General features: G+C 39.8%; 15 protein-coding genes. 13 read left to right on the top strand and 2 right to left on the bottom strand.

Going from position 1 to position 15,838, the window contains the following annotated elements; all coding sequences use genetic code 11:
• The first annotated feature begins 2 nt into the window (after window positions 1-2).
• The 8 genes from RDN93_RS14705 to RDN93_RS14670 all read left to right on the top strand — a co-directional run bounded on the left by RDN93_RS14705 (window position 3) and on the right by RDN93_RS14670 (window position 8,384).
• Window positions 3-530: an acyltransferase gene (locus tag RDN93_RS14705; protein ID WP_308746212.1), complete on the top strand. Its 528-nt coding sequence runs from the start codon at window positions 3-5 to the stop codon at window positions 528-530.
• 10 nt (window positions 531-540) lie between these two features.
• Window positions 541-993 carry an acyltransferase gene (locus RDN93_RS14700; protein ID WP_308746211.1) on the top strand — a complete coding sequence of 151 codons (453 nt, stop codon included), beginning with the start codon at window positions 541-543 and terminating at the stop codon, window positions 991-993.
• A gap of 10 nt (window positions 994-1,003) precedes the next feature.
• Complete coding sequence (locus tag RDN93_RS14695; protein ID WP_308746210.1) at window positions 1,004-2,068, top strand: glycosyltransferase family 4 protein; 1,065 nt, start codon at window positions 1,004-1,006, stop codon at window positions 2,066-2,068.
• 9 nt (window positions 2,069-2,077) lie between these two features.
• Window positions 2,078-3,187 (top strand): glycosyltransferase family 4 protein, encoded by a 1,110-nt coding sequence (locus RDN93_RS14690; RefSeq protein WP_308746209.1) that lies wholly within the window; start codon window positions 2,078-2,080, stop codon window positions 3,185-3,187.
• Between the two features lie 36 nt (window positions 3,188-3,223).
• Window positions 3,224-3,619 (top strand): WbuC family cupin fold metalloprotein, encoded by a 396-nt coding sequence (locus tag RDN93_RS14685; RefSeq protein WP_308746208.1) that lies wholly within the window; start codon window positions 3,224-3,226, stop codon window positions 3,617-3,619.
• A gap of 25 nt (window positions 3,620-3,644) precedes the next feature.
• Complete coding sequence (locus tag RDN93_RS14680; RefSeq protein WP_308746207.1) at window positions 3,645-4,445, top strand: polysaccharide biosynthesis/export family protein; 801 nt, start codon at window positions 3,645-3,647, stop codon at window positions 4,443-4,445.
• Between the two features lie 10 nt (window positions 4,446-4,455).
• The gene (locus tag RDN93_RS14675; RefSeq protein ID WP_308746206.1) at window positions 4,456-6,876 is read left to right on the top strand and encodes a polysaccharide biosynthesis tyrosine autokinase; all 2,421 of its coding nucleotides are present in this window, start codon (window positions 4,456-4,458) and stop codon (window positions 6,874-6,876) included.
• Window positions 6,877-7,337: 461 nt separating this feature from the next.
• On the top strand, window positions 7,338-8,384 hold the full coding sequence (locus tag RDN93_RS14670; protein WP_308746205.1) for a mannose-1-phosphate guanylyltransferase: 1,047 nt from the start codon (window positions 7,338-7,340) through the stop codon (window positions 8,382-8,384).
• Between the two features lie 3 nt (window positions 8,385-8,387).
• Here the strand turns inward: RDN93_RS14670 and RDN93_RS14665 are convergent, their stop codons facing one another.
• Window positions 8,388-9,281, bottom strand: coding sequence for a helix-turn-helix domain-containing protein (locus RDN93_RS14665; protein ID WP_308746204.1), 894 nt, complete (start codon window positions 9,279-9,281; stop codon window positions 8,388-8,390).
• 172 nt (window positions 9,282-9,453) lie between these two features.
• On the opposite strand from RDN93_RS14665, the gene RDN93_RS14660 reads away from it, so the two are divergent.
• The 5 genes from RDN93_RS14660 to RDN93_RS14640 are packed head-to-tail and all read left to right on the top strand — an operon-like array spanning window position 9,454 to window position 15,381.
• A complete protein-coding gene (locus tag RDN93_RS14660; RefSeq protein ID WP_308746203.1) occupies window positions 9,454-10,713 on the top strand; it encodes a TolC family protein in 1,260 nt (419 codons plus the stop codon).
• A gap of 15 nt (window positions 10,714-10,728) precedes the next feature.
• Window positions 10,729-11,640: an HlyD family efflux transporter periplasmic adaptor subunit gene (locus RDN93_RS14655; RefSeq protein WP_308746202.1), complete on the top strand. Its 912-nt coding sequence runs from the start codon at window positions 10,729-10,731 to the stop codon at window positions 11,638-11,640.
• A gap of 15 nt (window positions 11,641-11,655) precedes the next feature.
• Window positions 11,656-13,134: an ATP-binding cassette domain-containing protein gene (locus tag RDN93_RS14650; protein WP_308746201.1), complete on the top strand. Its 1,479-nt coding sequence runs from the start codon at window positions 11,656-11,658 to the stop codon at window positions 13,132-13,134.
• 2 nt (window positions 13,135-13,136) lie between these two features.
• Window positions 13,137-14,240, top strand: a complete 1,104-nt coding sequence (locus RDN93_RS14645; RefSeq protein ID WP_308746200.1) for an ABC transporter permease — start codon at window positions 13,137-13,139, stop codon at window positions 14,238-14,240.
• A gap of 25 nt (window positions 14,241-14,265) precedes the next feature.
• Window positions 14,266-15,381, top strand: a complete 1,116-nt coding sequence (locus RDN93_RS14640) for an ABC transporter permease (protein ID WP_308746199.1) — start codon at window positions 14,266-14,268, stop codon at window positions 15,379-15,381.
• A gap of 122 nt (window positions 15,382-15,503) precedes the next feature.
• On the opposite strand, the gene RDN93_RS14635 is transcribed toward RDN93_RS14640, so the two are convergent.
• Window positions 15,504-15,838 (bottom strand): Hsp20/alpha crystallin family protein (locus tag RDN93_RS14635; protein WP_308746198.1); only part of this gene is annotated, 335 nt, incomplete at its 5' end.

The raw sequence follows: 15,838 nt of genomic DNA, 5'->3' as shown, positions 1-15,838 counted from the left end.
ATATGATTTTTTATTTATTGCTATCAAAGTTTTTTCGTTTTTTGCCATCTAAGATTTATGCAAAACTTTTGGGAGTAAAAATCGGATATAACACTTTAATTTGTACTAAAAATTGGTCTAGTGAACCGTACCTGATAACAATAGGCAATAATTGTCAAATAACATCTGGGTGCTCTTTTCATACTCATGGTGGTGGAAATATTCTTCGTAAGAATAATCCCACTTTCGATTGCTTTGGAAAAATAGAAGTTAAAGATTGGGCGTATATAGGAAGTGGTTCACAAATAATGCCCGGGGTTACAATTGGCGAAGGGGCTTTAGTGGCAGCAGGGGCTATTGTTACTAAGTCAGTTCCGGCTTATACAATTGTAGCTGGCAATCCTGCAAAAATTATAGGAACGACTGCTGATTATGCGGTTCGTATGATGAGATACGATATAGGTACGGCAAAACTTGGATGGAACGATAAGAGAAGATATTTACAGAATATGAAAGATGACAAGTTTATAACTAAGCCGGAATTTAATTAAATAAGTAACTATGTTGAAATATTTTTCATTAAAGAGATTGATACATTATTGTTTTTTATCAATGTCTCATTTGCCTATGAGAGGACATCATAGATGGCTTTTTCTTAAATTAGGTGGGGTGAAATTCGCTCATAAGAAAGTTCAGTGTTTCGTATATAAAGGAGTATCAATAGATACTGTGGCTCCGGAATTGGTAACAATAGGTAATGGCGTTACCTTAACAGAGGGTACAAAAATTCTAACTCATTTTATTATTTCTTCAAAACCTGGTCGAAATTTTAGAATGGGTAAAGTGGTAATTGAAGATGATGTATTTATAGGAATGAATACCATTATTTGTAATTCCGTAACAATAGGTAAAGGGGCTCTAATAGGTGCTGGATCTATAGTGACTAAGGATATTCCACCATATCAAGTTTGGGCTGGCAATCCGGCAAAATTTGTGAAAGAGCGAGCTCGATAATATCATGATTATGCTTAAAGTTGCAATTACTATCCCTACAATAAAATCAGGTGGAGCTGAAAAACAAGCTACATTGTTGGCTTCAGTTTTATCTAATTTGTGTGAGGTACATTTTATATCAGTAAGTGGTTATAGCAATGCTGCTCAAAGTAATATTGCTATTCTGAAGAATGCACCTGGTCATGTAATATTACATTCGTTAGAAGGTAATATTATTAAAAGAATATTAGGTTTACGGAAAATACTAAGAGACAATTCAATTGATACTGTTTTTAATTACCTTTCATATTGCGATATTATTTGCGGTGTTACAGAAAAGATTGTAGGCGTCAGAAATATTTATGGTGGAATTAGAAACTCTCAATTACCTTACGGAAAATATTTATTAGAAAAAGTAGTTCATAATTATATTTCTACTTTGACTATATTTAATTGTTATTCTGGTTTGGAATACTTTGTAGAAAGAGGATTTAAGAAAGAAAAAAGTATTGTTATTCCAAATTGTTTCACAAATATATCTGCTCCGATGTTTCGTTTGGATAAGAAAGTAAAAAAGATAATAACTGTTGGTCGGTTCGTTCAACAAAAAGATTATCTTACTGCTATAAAAACGATTGCTACACTTAGAAAACGTACTACTGATTTTCATTTTATAATTGTGGGATATGGAGAGTTGGAAGAGGTAATTCGTCAATGGGTTAGTAAATATGAAATTACTGATTTTACAGAGATATTAATTACCCCTTCAAATATTCCCGAATTACTTTATGAAGCCGATTTATACTTGTCAACAAGTCTATATGAAGGAACAAGCAATTCGATAATGGAAGCTCTTAATTGGAGCTTGCCTGTTGTTTGTACAAATGTGGGAGATAATTCCTATTTAATTCAAAATAATATAAATGGCTTTTTACACAAAGTTGGAGATTATGAAGGAATGGCACATTCCTTATCATTGCTTATTGATAATGCAAATATGCGTCAGACTTTGGGTACGAAAGGAAATACATTGTTACACAATCAATATTCTTTAGAAACCTTCTCAGAACGTTATAATCAATTGTTGTCCATTTAATTTTTATCGATGAAAATAGTTTTTATTGGAGGGCGAGATATTCGTTCTTTAGGGGGAATAGAATCCTATATGTACAATTTATCTGTCCATTTAATTAAATTAGGACATGAAGTAGTTGTTTATTGTGAAAGTGATCACAACTCGATTGAATATATTGAGGGAATTAAAGTCATATTCATGAAAGGCTTTAAAAGTAATTTGATATGTAAACCGTGGGTTGGATTGAAAGCTACAATTAGGACTTTAATTAAAGAAAAAAATATAAGTGTAATTCATTATAATGCATGGCCACCTTCTATGTGGAGCTTTATACCTCGACTATTGGGTATTAAATCTTTGATGCAAGGGCATGGTCTAGAATGGATGCATAGTAAATATTCATCCCGTCAACAAAAGGTGTTAAAGTTGATGGAACGTATAACAGCACATATTAATCAACATTTGATAATGTGTAGCGATAACCAAACGCACTATTTTAAGAATAAATATAATGTCATGACAACTACAATTCCAACGGCGGTAAATATGCCGAGTGGTAAAGAAGTAGAGACAGATATTTTAGAAAAATATTCGTTGGAACGATGTAAATATTTTCTTTTTTTGGGACGCTTGTCGAAAGAAAAAAATGTTGATTATTTAATTGATGGATTTAAAAGGTTAAATACGCAGAAGTATAAACTTGTTATTGCAGGAACTAATACTATCGAACCAGACTTTGTTGATTATTTGCACAACAAAGCAACGGGGAGCGCAAATATTGTATTTACTGGAGCAGTGTATAATTATGATAAAACTACATTGCTCAGTAATGCATATGCATATTGTTTAATATCAACTACTGAAGGTTTATCTATTGCATTGTTAGAGGCTATGAGTTATAAATTACCTATTATAGCATCTGACATAGAAGGTAACCGAGAGTTGCTTTTGGACAATGCAATATGGGTGAGGCCTGAAAATGTAAATGATTTGCTGAATGCTTTTAACGATTGTATTAATAATCGACAAGAAATAATGAATTATTGGGAAGTTAATTATAATAATGTTTTTCAGAATTATACATGGGATAAAGTGACCCAGAAATATATAGGTTACTTATCTTCCATTGGGGTTAAATAGTTCTCTAAGTTTTGGAAATATTCTAAGATACAAATTATGGAATTAATTGATAAAGAATTACTTGATAAGGTCTGTGAACAGGCTAAGAAAAATCCGCGTCTTCGTATGAATTACAATTTACATGATAGTTTGGATGCAAAGGCGCAGCGATTATTAAATGCAATGGAACCTGGAACAGAACTTCCAATACATCGTCATATGCATACCGCGGAAACATATGTTGTATTAAGAGGACGAATCACAGTTCTTTTTTATGATGACAATAAGCAAATTACAGAGAGTTGTGAATTGAATCCTTTGGATGGGAAATATGGAATACATATACCGCAGGGACAATGGCATACATTAAACGTGATTGAAAATGATACAATAATAATGGAAGTAAAAGATGGTCCGTATATACCACTTAAACCTGAAAATTTGTTGAAATAGATAATTATAAATACAAAAAATGAATATGGGAAGATTACATGAGATTCTTATTTTTGTGGCATTAGGATTGGTAGTAACCTCTTGTCAGTCATACAAAAAAGTTCCTTATTTACAGAACTCGGAAATTATTGAACAGGTATCCCAACAAGAGAAGATGTATGATGCAGAAATCATGCCGAAAGATTTGTTGACTATTGTGGTATCATGTACAAGCCCGGAGTTAGCAATACCATTTAATTTAACAGTAGCAGGACCTAATAATATTGATAATGTTAATAATTACATAACATCTCAACCTTCCTTACAAACTTATTTGGTTAGTAATAAAGGTACTGTAGATTTTCCCGTATTGGGTAAATTACAATTAGGTGGATTGACTAAAAAGGATGCTGAACAGTTAATTGTAGAAAAACTGAAACCTTACATCAAAGAAACTCCAATTGTTACTGTACGTATGGTGAATTATAAAATTTCTGTAATTGGTGAAGTTACTCGTCCAGGTATATTTACTATTAATAATGAAAAAGTGAATTTATTGGAGGCATTAGCTATGGCAGGTGATATGACGGTATATGGGCTTCGCGATAATGTGAAATTGATTCGTGAGGATGCCAACGGTAAGCAGCAGATTATAACTCTTGATCTTAATAAAGCGGAGACAATTTTATCGCCTTATTATTGGTTACAACAAAATGATATAGTCTATGTAACTCCTAACAAAGCGAAAGCTCGTAATTCGGATATTGGCAATAGTACAAGTCTTTGGTTTTCTGCTACTTCTATATTAGTGTCGTTAGCGAGTCTGTTGGTAACAATTTTAAAATAATAAATCTATTATGTTGGAGGAAAATAAGGAAAGGTACAATGGACAGGTTGAAGAGCAGGTTAATATTCAAGAGATTCTTTTTCGTTACTTAATTCATTGGCCATGGTTTTTTATTTCAGTAATAGTATGTATAATCTTTGCATGGGTATATTTGCATATAGCAACTCCTGTTTATGATATTTCTGCTACTGTTCTGATAAAAGATGAAGAAAAAGGTGGTGGAAAAAGTATGAGTTCCGAACTTGAAAGAATGGGGCTTGATGGTTTTATGTCATCATCCAAAAATATAGATAATGAAATAGAAGTATTACGGTCTAAATCGTTGGCTCGTGAAGTTGTGAATCAGTTGAACTTATTTGTGACTTATAAGGATGAAGATGCATTTCCGGGAAAAGAACTTTATCGTACTTCTCCCGTGCTAGTAAGTCTGACGCCGCAGGAGGCTGAAAAACTTCCAGAAACGATGGAGGTAAGAATGACCTTATCGGCGAATGGAATGATAGATGTCTTAATAACAGTAGGAGACAAAGAGTATCAGAAGCGATTTGATAAGTTGCCTGCTGTATTCCCAACAGATGAAGGTACAATTGCTTTTTTTGAAAATAAAGATACATTGGCAGTGAATCTACAGAAAGGAGAAGAGGGGGAACGACATATTAAAGCCTTTATAAGTCGCCCGATGTCTGTAGCAAAAAGATATAGTGAAGCTTTGTCAATAGCTCCTACTTCAAAGACTACTTCAGTTGCTGTGCTTTCGCTAAAGAATTCAAATACACAACGCGGAAAAGACTTTATCAATAAGTTGCTTGAGATGTATAATATCAATACTAATAATGATAAAAATGAAGTGGCACAAAAGACTGCGGAATTTATAAATGAACGTATTGGCATTATTTCTAAGGAGTTAGGAAGTACAGAACAGGATCTGGAGAACTTCAAGCGTACTGCTGGCATTACTGACTTGACAAGTGAAGCTCAGATTGCATTAACGGGTAATGCGGAATATGAAAAGAAGCGCGTAGAAAATCAGACTCAAATTAATTTGGTGATGGACTTGCAACGCTATATGAAAGGTAATGAATATGAGGTTTTGCCTAGTAATATTGGACTCCAAGATGCCGCATCGGCTGGCGCGATAGACCGATATAATCAAATGTTGGTTGAGAGAAAGCGCTTACTACGTACATCGACAGAGAATAATCCGACCATCGTGAATTTGGATACTAGTATTCGAGCAATGCGCAGCAATGTGCAAGCTACATTGGATGCTACATTGAAAGGATTGCAAATTACAAAAGATGATTTAGCTCGTGAAGCGAATCGTTATTCTCGTCGTATTAATGATGCTCCTACTCAGGAGCGTCAGTTTGTCAGCATCGCCCGTCAGCAGGAAATCAAAGCGGGACTTTATCTGATGTTACTTCAAAAACGTGAAGAAAATGCCATAACTTTGGCGGCTACTGCAAATAATGCCAAGACTATTGATGAGGCATTAGCGGATGATAAGCCTGTCTCTCCTAAGCGAATGATGATTTATTTGGCTGCTTTTGTTGTAGGAATGGGGCTTCCGGTAGGTATTATCTATCTGATTGGATTAACTAAGTTCAAGATTGAAGGTAGGGGGGATGTTGAAAAACTGACATTGCTTCCTGTTGTCGGTGATATTCCATTAGCAGATGAAAAGTCTGGATCTATTGCCGTCTTTGAGAATAAGAACAATCTCATGAGCGAGACCTTCCGAAATATCCGTACCAATCTTCAGTTTATGCTTGAGAATGGTAAGAATGTAATTTTGGTAACTTCTACCATTAGTGGTGAAGGAAAGTCTTTTATATCTGCCAATTTAGCTATCAGCCTTTCTTTATTAGGAAAGAAAGTAGTAATAGTCGGTCTTGATATTCGTAAACCGGGACTGAATAAAGTATTCAATCTTTCTCGAAAAGAACATGGTATAACTCAATATCTGACTAATCCAACCACGAATCTGATGGACTTGGTACAGCCTTCTGACATAAACAAGAACCTGTTCATTCTTCCCGGCGGAACCGTTCCGCCTAATCCGACAGAGTTATTGGCTCGTGACGGATTGGAGAAGGCTATTGAGACATTGAAGAAGAATTTTGATTATGTGATATTGGATACGGCTCCGGTAGGTATGGTAACTGATACGTTGCTTATCGGACGTGTAGCTGATTTATCCGTCTATGTCTGTCGTGCTGATTACACCCGTAAGGCAGAGTTTACTTTAATCAACGAGCTTGCCGAGAATAATAAATTGCCTAATCTCTGCATTACTATTAATGGTTTGGATTTGAAGAGAAGAAAATACGGCTATTATTATGGTTATGGCAAATATGGTAAGTACTGTGGTTATGGCAAACGTTATGGCTACGGTTACGGCTATGGAGAAAATCATGGAGATAAAGAATAAATGCTGAATAAATAGACATTATATCTCTGCCTGTATTCTGATATATACAGGTCGATATGACATAAAGTGCTTTTAATACTTTTACACAAAGTGAGATGGAATATGTAGGTCCCTAACTTCATGCTACACACATGAAGAACCCTACATTTTGTAGGTCAGGAAACGTACAGCGGTATGTTCCTGGTCCACGCCCTCATGTCGGCTAAAAGCCGGTGTGATTTCCTTTTATATCAACTGTCTGCGAAGATCGTTGATATATTTTTTATAGCAAGCAAAGACGGAAACAGGAGTACGAATAAGAGATAAACATAAAGCGTAGCTTTGTGACCTTTAAAGCTATGCTTTAGGATAAAAGGACCATGCGTTATAGATGTTTCGGTTAGTTTCTTTTGTTTTCCTTGTAAATTCGGACATTTTGGAGTAACTTGCGCAATTATTTAAAAAATTGGAGAATAACAGGTATGGATAATCATGTCGTAATAATGGCTGGAGGCATTGGCAGCCGTTTTTGGCCGATGAGTACACCGGAATGTCCAAAACAATTTATTGATGTAATGGGATGCGGACGGTCACTGATTCAGTTGACGGCCGATCGTTTTGACGGTGTTTGCCCGAAGGAAAATATGTGGGTGGTAACTTCTGAAAAATATATTGATATTGTTCGGGAACAGTTGCCGGAGATGCCGGAGAGTAACATTCTGGCGGAACCCTGTGCACGGAATACGGCACCTTGTATAGCTTATGCTTGTTGGAAGATTAAAAAGAAACACCCGAATGCAAATATCGTAGTGACTCCTTCGGATGCATTGGTTCTTGATACGGGAGAATTTCGTCGGGTGGTGGAGAAAGCGCTTCGTTTTACGAATGATAGCAGTGCTATTGTCACTCTAGGTATCAAGCCGACTCGTCCGGAAACCGGATATGGATATATTGCTGCCGGAGAACAGATAATGACAGATAAGGAGATTTTCACAGTAGATTCATTCAAGGAAAAACCGGATAAGGAGACTGCAGAGAAGTATTTGGCAGAAGGCAATTTCTTTTGGAATGCCGGAATCTTTGTATGGAATGTGCGTACTATAACTTCCGTGATGCGTGTATATGCTCCGGGGATTGCACAGATTTTCGACCGTATCTTTCCGGATTTCTATACAGAGAAGGAGAGTGAAACGATTAAGAAGTTGTTTCCCACGTGCGAAAGTATTTCTATTGACTATGCAGTGATGGAGAAAGCACAGGAAATCTATGTACTGCCGGCTTCGTTCGGTTGGTCGGACTTGGGTACATGGGGAGCACTGCGTGGATTATTGCCACAGGATAAATCAGGTAATGCCACAGTTGGAGCCGATATCCGCCTGTATGACAGTAAGAACTGCATTGTGCATACCAGCGAAGAAAAACGGGTGGTAGTGCAGGGACTGGATGGATATATCATTGCCGAAAAAGACAATACGTTGCTGATTTGCAAACTGGAAGAAGAACAACGTATCAAGGAATTTTCAAAATAAGGCTTATTTCGGGTTTTGATATTCGCGTGGCGTTATTCCCGTCATCCGTTTGAAAAACTTGCAGAAAAAAGAAGGATTAGGAAAATTCAATTCATCAGAAATTTGATAAACAAGCAGATTGCTATGTTTTAGCAATACTTTAGCTTCTAGTATAATGGACTGGTTTATCCAGTCCATTACTGTTTGTTGGCTGGTTTGCCGGACGACCGTGTTAAGATAGCGTGGGGTGAGACATAGTTTGTCTGCATAAAAAACGACGTTACGCTCTTTTTTACTATAGGTATTGACCAACGAGATGAAACGTTGAAAGATTTCCTCCTGGCGTGTCTGGTGGTTTTGTGCATTCCCGTTATTATGGGCAAGATATTCTATATTATATAAGAGACTGACTAGTAAATGCTGAATTACTTCCCGGTGGAAGGGTGATTCTTGTAATATGTTCCACATGAGGTCAAAATAACTTTTAAATTGGTAGCTTTCTTGTGGCGTCAGAGATAATATGATGTTTTTCTGTAACTGTGAGAGATGAGTGAAGAAGTCATCCTTTCCGGTTATAGGAAGAAACTCGGAATCCATCGCTACCATTTGCATGTCAAAATCCGGAGATACTTCAATGAGCTGAAGAATGGAATTAGGAACTATTAACAACATCTTGTCCGGTTGAAAAGTCTCTTCTATCAGATTGATTAGTACTCGTGCATACCCTTGTTTGATAATTGCAATACGTCCTTCCTTTATGCGGTATGGCTGATCTAATGTGATAAGAAGCGACTCCAGTCTGGCAAAACTGTTTACGAACCCGAAGTGCGGGGATATAAAACGGAACTCATTATGCCGGACGATATCCAGATTCCCTAGTATTTCCAGTCCTATATTCAGGGGTGTTTTCTTTTCCATCTTTGTTCTTCAGTTTTCCGGCAAAGATAATAAAAAGCTCCAAACGACCTTTCTTTCTTTTGTTTTATCGAACTATCAGGACATATTTGCAGACTTTCAGAATGTGAATGTATCTTCAAAAGGCCTATCTTTGTCTTCCGAAGAAATCGAAGAATATAAAGTAATGATGCGTATGAAAAGAATGATTTTCAGTTTTTCCTTTTTATTGTTTGTATCGGGTGTGTATGCGCAAATTACGTTGGAAGAATGTCAACGGAAAACGCAGGAAAATTATCCGCTGGTACATCAGTACGGTTTGGTCGAGAAAACAAAGGAATATAGTCTGGAGAATGCTGCCAAGGGATATTTGCCTCAGTTGGCTCTTTCGGCCAAAGCTTCTTACCAGAGTGAAGTGACGGAAATTCCTGTGAAACTTCCCGGAGTGGATATAAAAGGATTACCTAAAGACCAGTATCAGGTAATGTTGGAATTGCAACAGAAAATTTGGGATGGTGGCGGAATCCGGATGCAGAAGAAACAGGTAACGGCGGAAGCTGAGATAGAAAAAGAAAAGCTGAATGTGGATATGTATGCATTGAACAGCCGTGTGAATGATTTGTATTTCGGGATTCTGCTGCTTGACGAGCAATTGCGGCAGAATGCATTACTGCAAGATGAATTGGAACGGAATTATCGTCAGATTACTGCTTATGTGGAAAATGGAATAGCCAATCAGGCAGATTTGGACGCTGTGAGAGTGGAGCAGTTGAATACCCGTCAGAAGAGGGTAGACCTTGTTTCGTCACGTGCCGCCTATTTGAAAATGCTTTCGTTGCTGGTAGGGGAAGAACTGTCTCAGGCGGTAACTTTGGAGAAGCCCGTTCCTCAGAATGAGATTTCAGCTATCAGTGAAATACACCGGCCGGAGCTGTCCTTGTTTGATGCACAGGGAGCCGGATTGCAAGTGCAGGAGAAAGCACTCAATGTGCGCCATCTTCCACAATTCGGATTGTTTGTACAAGGAGCTTATGGAAATCCGGGGCTGAATATGCTGAAGAATGAATACTCTCCTTATTATATTGCAGGTGTCCGACTTTCGTGGAATTTCGGTAGTTTATATACGTTGAAAAACGACCGGCGGGTGATTGAAAACAAACGCCGTCAGTTGGACAATAACCGGGATGTCTTTCTTTTCAATACGCGTTTGCAAATGACACAGCAGGATCAGGCGATTCGTTCGTTGGAGAAGCAGATGGAGGATGATAATGAGATTATCCGTCTGCGTACCAATATCCGTAAAGCGGCGGAGGCAAAGGTGGCTAATGGAACATTGACCGTGACCGAGATGCTTCGGGAACTGACTAATGAGAGCTTGGCGCGTCAGTCGAAAGCCCTGCATGAAATTCAGCGGCTGATGGGCATTTATCAATTGAAATATACAACGAATTATTAAATAACTTCTCAGGATATGAAAGGAATAACGAAGATAGGAATATGGGGGATGGCATTGGTGATGTTGTCTGCCTGCGGAAATGGAACACCTGATTATGACGCGACCGGTACGTTTGAAGCTACGGAAGTCATTGTTTCTGCCGAAGCTGCCGGAAAATTGTTAAAGTTGGACGTAGAGGAAGGTACAAGGTTGAAAGCGGGTGAAGAAGTCGGGTTGGTCGATACCGTGCAGTTATATCTGAAGAAGCTGCAACTGGAAGCCAGTATGAAATCCGTGGAAAGCCAGCGTCCTGACCTTGCCAAACAGATTGCCGCTACCAAACAGCAGATTGCTACGGCCGAACGTGAAAAGAAACGGGTGGAGAATTTGCTTGCTGCGGGTGCGGCAAACCGGAAACAGTTGGATGACTGGGATGCACAGATTAAATTGCTCGAGAGGCAGCTTGTTGCCCAGGAATCATCATTGCTGAACAGTGCGAATAGTCTGACGGAACAGGGAAATTCGGTAGCCATACAGGTGGCACAGGTGGAAGACCAGTTAGACAAATGCCATATCCAGTCACCTATTGAAGGTACGGTACTGGCAAAATATGCGGAAGCCGGTGAACTGGCATCTGTCGGCAGGCCATTATTTAAAGTGGCGGAAACTGACGGAATGTACTTGCGGGCTTATATAACTTCCGGACAGTTGTCACAAGTGAAACTGGGGGATAAGGTGACTGTCTATGCCGATTACGGAAATTCGGAGCAGAAAGCCTATCCGGGCGTGATTACATGGATTTCCGACCGTTCGGAATTTACTCCTAAAACTATTCTGACAAAGAATGAACGCGCTAATCTGGTATATGCCGTGAAAATAGCTGTGAAAAATGACGGAGAACTGAAGATAGGCATGTATGGCGGAGTAAAACTGAAGGTTGGAAACTGAAAACGGAGAATCGAGATGAAAGTGGCAGACGGAAGAGAACCCATAGTGGTTGCGCAAGAAATCAGCAAAAGCTATGGAAAGGTGGAAGCGCTGAAAGGAGTTTCTTTTGCGGTAGAGCAGGGAGAGATTTTCGGGCTGATTGGCCCCGATGGTGCGGGAAAGAGTACCTTGTTCCGTATCCTGACTACTCTATTGCTGGCTGATAAGGGGACGGCGGCTATCGGCGGATTGGATGTAACTTCGGACTATAAACAGATTCGTACGCGTGTAGGATATATGCCCGGTCGCTTTTCACTTTATCAAGACCTCTCGGTGGAAGAGAATTTGGAGTTTTTTGCTACGGTATTCCATACAACAATCCGGGAGAATTACGACTTGATCAAGGATATCTATCAGCAGATAGAACCGTTCAAAAGGAGAAGGGCAGGAGCCTTATCGGGGGGGATGAAGCAGAAGCTGGCATTGAGTTGCGCGTTAATTCATAAACCTGATATTTTATTTCTGGACGAGCCAACTACGGGTGTGGATCCTGTGTCGCGCAAGGAATTTTGGCAGATGCTCAGGAGTTTGCGGAAGCAGGGGATTACGATTGTTGTTTCGACTCCTATTATGGACGAAGCCCGTCAATGCGACCGGATCGCTTTTATCAATCATGGACAAATTCATGGTATCGATACGCCTGAGCGTATTCTGCAACAATTTGCTTCTATCCTTTGTCCGCCTTCGTTGGAACGGGATGAAGTACGGCATGAGACGGCACCCGTGATTGAAGTGAGCCGGCTAACCAAATGTTTCGGCAGTTTTACCGCAGTAGATCATATCTCCTTTCAAGTAAACCGGGGAGAAATCTTTGGCTTTCTGGGTGCTAACGGTGCCGGAAAGACAACGGCTATGCGAATGCTTTGCGGGCTGAGCCGACCGACATCGGGCGTGGGAAAGGTGGCAGGATATGATATTTTCCGAGAGGCGGAGCAGGTAAAGAAACATATCGGATACATGAGCCAGAAGTTTTCCTTATACGAAGACTTGAAGGTATGGGAGAATATCCGCCTGTTTGCCGGAATCTATGGAATGAAAGAGCAGGAAATAGAACGGAAGACTGAGGAATTGCTGGAGCGTTTGGGCTTTTCTGCCGAGCGGGATACTTTAGTGAAAAGCCTTCCTGTGGGGTGGAAGCAGAAACTTGCTTTTTCGGTTTCAATCTTCCACGAGCCGAGAATCGTTTTTCTGGATGAGCCGACCGGGGGAGTGGATCCTGCCACGCGAAGGCAATTTTGGGAATTGATTTATCAGGCTGCCGACCGGGGGATTACTGTATTTGTAACTACGCACTATATGGACGAAGCGGAATATTGTAACCGGATTTCTATTATGGTGGACGGACAGATCAAGGCTCTTGACACGCCTGCCCGTCTGAAAAAGCAATTCGGAGTGGAGACGATGGATGATGTTTTCCAAAAATTAGCCCGCAGTGCGGTGCGCAAAGCAGATTGATTATGAGACAGTTTATTGCTTTTGTAAAGAAAGAGTTTTACCATATTTTCCGTGACCGGCGGACGATGTTGATTCTGCTGGGGATGCCGGTTGTGCAGATTATTCTGTTTGGCTTTACCATCAGTACAGAAGTGAAAGATGTACGCCTGGCTGTACTCGATCCTTCTAATGATATGGTGACACGGAAGATTATTGATCGTTTGGATGCCAGTGAGTATTTTACGGTTACTGCCTGTTTTCATTCACCTCAAGAGATGGAAGCTGCTTTTCTGAGGAGTGAGATTGACATGGCAGTTGTTTTTGGTGAACGTTTTATGGACGGGCTTTATGCGGGAGATGCTCGTGTACAGTTGATTGTTGATGCGACGGATCCGAATATGTCGACCTCGCAGGTTAATTATGCGACTGGAATTGTCTCTATGGCAGGGCAGGAGATGTTGCCGCCCGATGTATCGGTTGCCCGTCTGACTCCTGACATAAAGCTGCTGTACAATCCTCAGATGAAAAGTGCTTATAATTTTGTACCGGGGGTGATGGGGCTGATTCTGATGTTGATTTGTGCTATGATGACTTCCATTTCCATCGTTCGCGAGAAAGAGACAGGGACTATGGAAGTATTGTTGGTTTCGCCGGTGAAACCGTTATTTATTATTTTGGCGAAGGCTGTACCTTATTTTGTTTTGTCGTTTGTCAATTTGATAACTATCCTGCTACTTTCGGTTTTTGTGCTGGATGTTCCGGTGGCGGGAAGTTTGTTTTGGTTGATAACGGTATCTCTGTTGTTTATTTTTGTGTCTTTGGCTTTGGGGTTGCTGATTTCATCGGTAACGCAGACGCAGGTTGCTGCTATGTTGGTATCGGGCTTGATGCTAATGATGCCTACTATGCTGTTGTCGGGGATGATTTTCCCTATAGAAAGTATGCCGGTGATACTTCAGTGGATATCGGATATACTCCCGGCGCGTTGGTATATTCAGGCGGTGCGGAAACTGATGATTGAAGGTGTGCCGGTGGTATTGGTATGTAAGGAGATTGGTATTTTGTTGTTGATGGCGACGGTGCTTATAACAGTCAGCTTCAAGAAATTCAAATATCGCTTGGAATGATAATGGGCTAAATGGATAATTACTTATGATAAAGTTCCTGATAGAAAAAGAGTTTAAACAATTGCTGCGCAATTCGTTTCTGCCGAAACTGATTCTTGTTTTTCCGTGTATGATTATGCTGCTGATGCCTTGGGCGGTAAACCTGGAAATCAAGAATGTCGAACTGAATATAGTGGATAATGACCATTCGGCTATTTCCCGGCGACTGGTGAATAAGATTGCTGCTTCCACTTATTTCCGTCTGGTGGAAGTGCCGGCTTCGTATGAGGAAGGACTTCGGAATATTGAAACCGGAACGACGGATATTGTCATGGAGATACCGAGGCATCTGGAACGGGACTGGATGAACGGCGAGGATGCTCATATCTTGATAGCTGCCAATGCTGTGAATGGAACGAAGGGGGGACTTGGAAGTTCTTATTTGGCTTCTATTGTCAATGACTATGCTGCCGAACTACGTTCGGAACGTCCTGAAGCAGCTACCGTTTCCGGGGCTTTTCCTTCTATCCGTATTGATACCCAGGGATTGTTTAATCCGAATTTGAACTATAAACTTTACATGATTCCGGCATTGATGGTTATGTTGCTGACGTTGATTTGCGGCTTTCTGCCTGCCTTGAATGTGGTTAGCGAAAAGGAAGTGGGGACAATTGAGCAAATCAATGTGACGCCGGTTCCGAAGTTCGTCTTTATTCTTGCCAAACTACTGCCTTATTGGTTGATTGGCTTCATTGTGTTGACTTTATGTTTCATATTGGCATGGTTGATTTACGGTATAGTACCTGTCGGGCATTTTATGTTGATTTACTTCTTTGCGGTTCTTTTCGTGTTGGTGATGTCCGGCTTCGGACTTGTCATTTCTAACTATTCGGCTACGATGCAGCAATCAATGTTCGTGATGTGGTTCTGTCTGTTGATTTTGATATTGATGAGCGGGCTGTTTACTCCGGTTAGCAGTATGCCGGAGTGGGCACAATGGATTACCAGGCTCAATCCTTTGCGTTATTTCATGGAAGTGATGCGCATGGTGTATCTCAAAGGAAGTGGGTTCTTTGATTTATTACCACAGTTGGGAATATTGCTGTCCTTTGCAGTTGTGTTTAATAGTTGGGCGGTGGTCAGTTATCGGAAGAATCAATAAGGAACATCTGCGTAAAGGAATATATCTATATGTATATAAAAAGACAGCCCATTCCTTTTTATTGGAAAGAGCTGTCTTTATCATTTCCATCACTGTTTCCAGTGATTTAGTTGGTTACCGTATTATTTTACTTCGATTTGTCTATTCGGTTTCTTCACTTCTTCTTCTGAGAGTTTCGGAAGTTCGATGTTCAGAACGCCATGTTCTACGGATGCGGCAATTTTTTCTTTGTCTACATTATCCGGCAGAATCATTGTTTGCTGGAATTTAGAGTATGAGAATTCGCGGCGCAGATAGCGACCATCTTTCTTCTCTTCTTTGTTTTCAGTCTTCTTCTCCATGCTGATGACAAGGTTATTGTCTTCATCAATGCGAACATTGAAATCATCCTTCGTCATACCCGGAGCAGCCAATTCCACTTTGTATTCTTTTTCTGTTTCCAAAACATTAATTGCAG

It is taken from the genome of uncultured Bacteroides sp. (genome assembly GCF_902491285.1).
GTDB lineage: Bacteria > Bacteroidota > Bacteroidia > Bacteroidales > Bacteroidaceae > Bacteroides.
This window is presented reverse-complemented; position numbering and strand designations above follow the sequence as displayed.

Excerpts from the sequence above, each read along its gene's own strand:
- RDN93_RS14705 (WP_308746212.1), top strand. The coding sequence starts at position 3 with ATGATTTTTTATTTATTGCTATCAAAGTTTTTTCGTTTTTTGCCATCT.
- RDN93_RS14660 (WP_308746203.1), top strand. The coding sequence starts at position 9,454 with ATGAAAAGAATGATTTTCAGTTTTTCCTTTTTATTGTTTGTATCGGGT.
- RDN93_RS14680 (WP_308746207.1), top strand. The coding sequence starts at position 3,645 with ATGGGAAGATTACATGAGATTCTTATTTTTGTGGCATTAGGATTGGTA.
- RDN93_RS14685 (WP_308746208.1), top strand. The coding sequence starts at position 3,224 with ATGGAATTAATTGATAAAGAATTACTTGATAAGGTCTGTGAACAGGCT.
- RDN93_RS14690 (WP_308746209.1), top strand. The coding sequence starts at position 2,078 with ATGAAAATAGTTTTTATTGGAGGGCGAGATATTCGTTCTTTAGGGGGA.
- RDN93_RS14650 (WP_308746201.1), top strand. The coding sequence starts at position 11,656 with ATGAAAGTGGCAGACGGAAGAGAACCCATAGTGGTTGCGCAAGAAATC.
- RDN93_RS14695 (WP_308746210.1), top strand. The coding sequence starts at position 1,004 with ATGCTTAAAGTTGCAATTACTATCCCTACAATAAAATCAGGTGGAGCT.
- RDN93_RS14645 (WP_308746200.1), top strand. The coding sequence starts at position 13,137 with ATGAGACAGTTTATTGCTTTTGTAAAGAAAGAGTTTTACCATATTTTC.
- RDN93_RS14700 (WP_308746211.1), top strand. The coding sequence starts at position 541 with ATGTTGAAATATTTTTCATTAAAGAGATTGATACATTATTGTTTTTTA.
- RDN93_RS14675 (WP_308746206.1), top strand. The coding sequence starts at position 4,456 with ATGTTGGAGGAAAATAAGGAAAGGTACAATGGACAGGTTGAAGAGCAG.
- RDN93_RS14640 (WP_308746199.1), top strand. The coding sequence starts at position 14,266 with ATGATAAAGTTCCTGATAGAAAAAGAGTTTAAACAATTGCTGCGCAAT.
- RDN93_RS14670 (WP_308746205.1), top strand. The coding sequence starts at position 7,338 with ATGGATAATCATGTCGTAATAATGGCTGGAGGCATTGGCAGCCGTTTT.
- RDN93_RS14655 (WP_308746202.1), top strand. The coding sequence starts at position 10,729 with ATGAAAGGAATAACGAAGATAGGAATATGGGGGATGGCATTGGTGATG.
- RDN93_RS14665 (WP_308746204.1), bottom strand. The coding sequence starts at position 9,281 with ATGGAAAAGAAAACACCCCTGAATATAGGACTGGAAATACTAGGGAAT.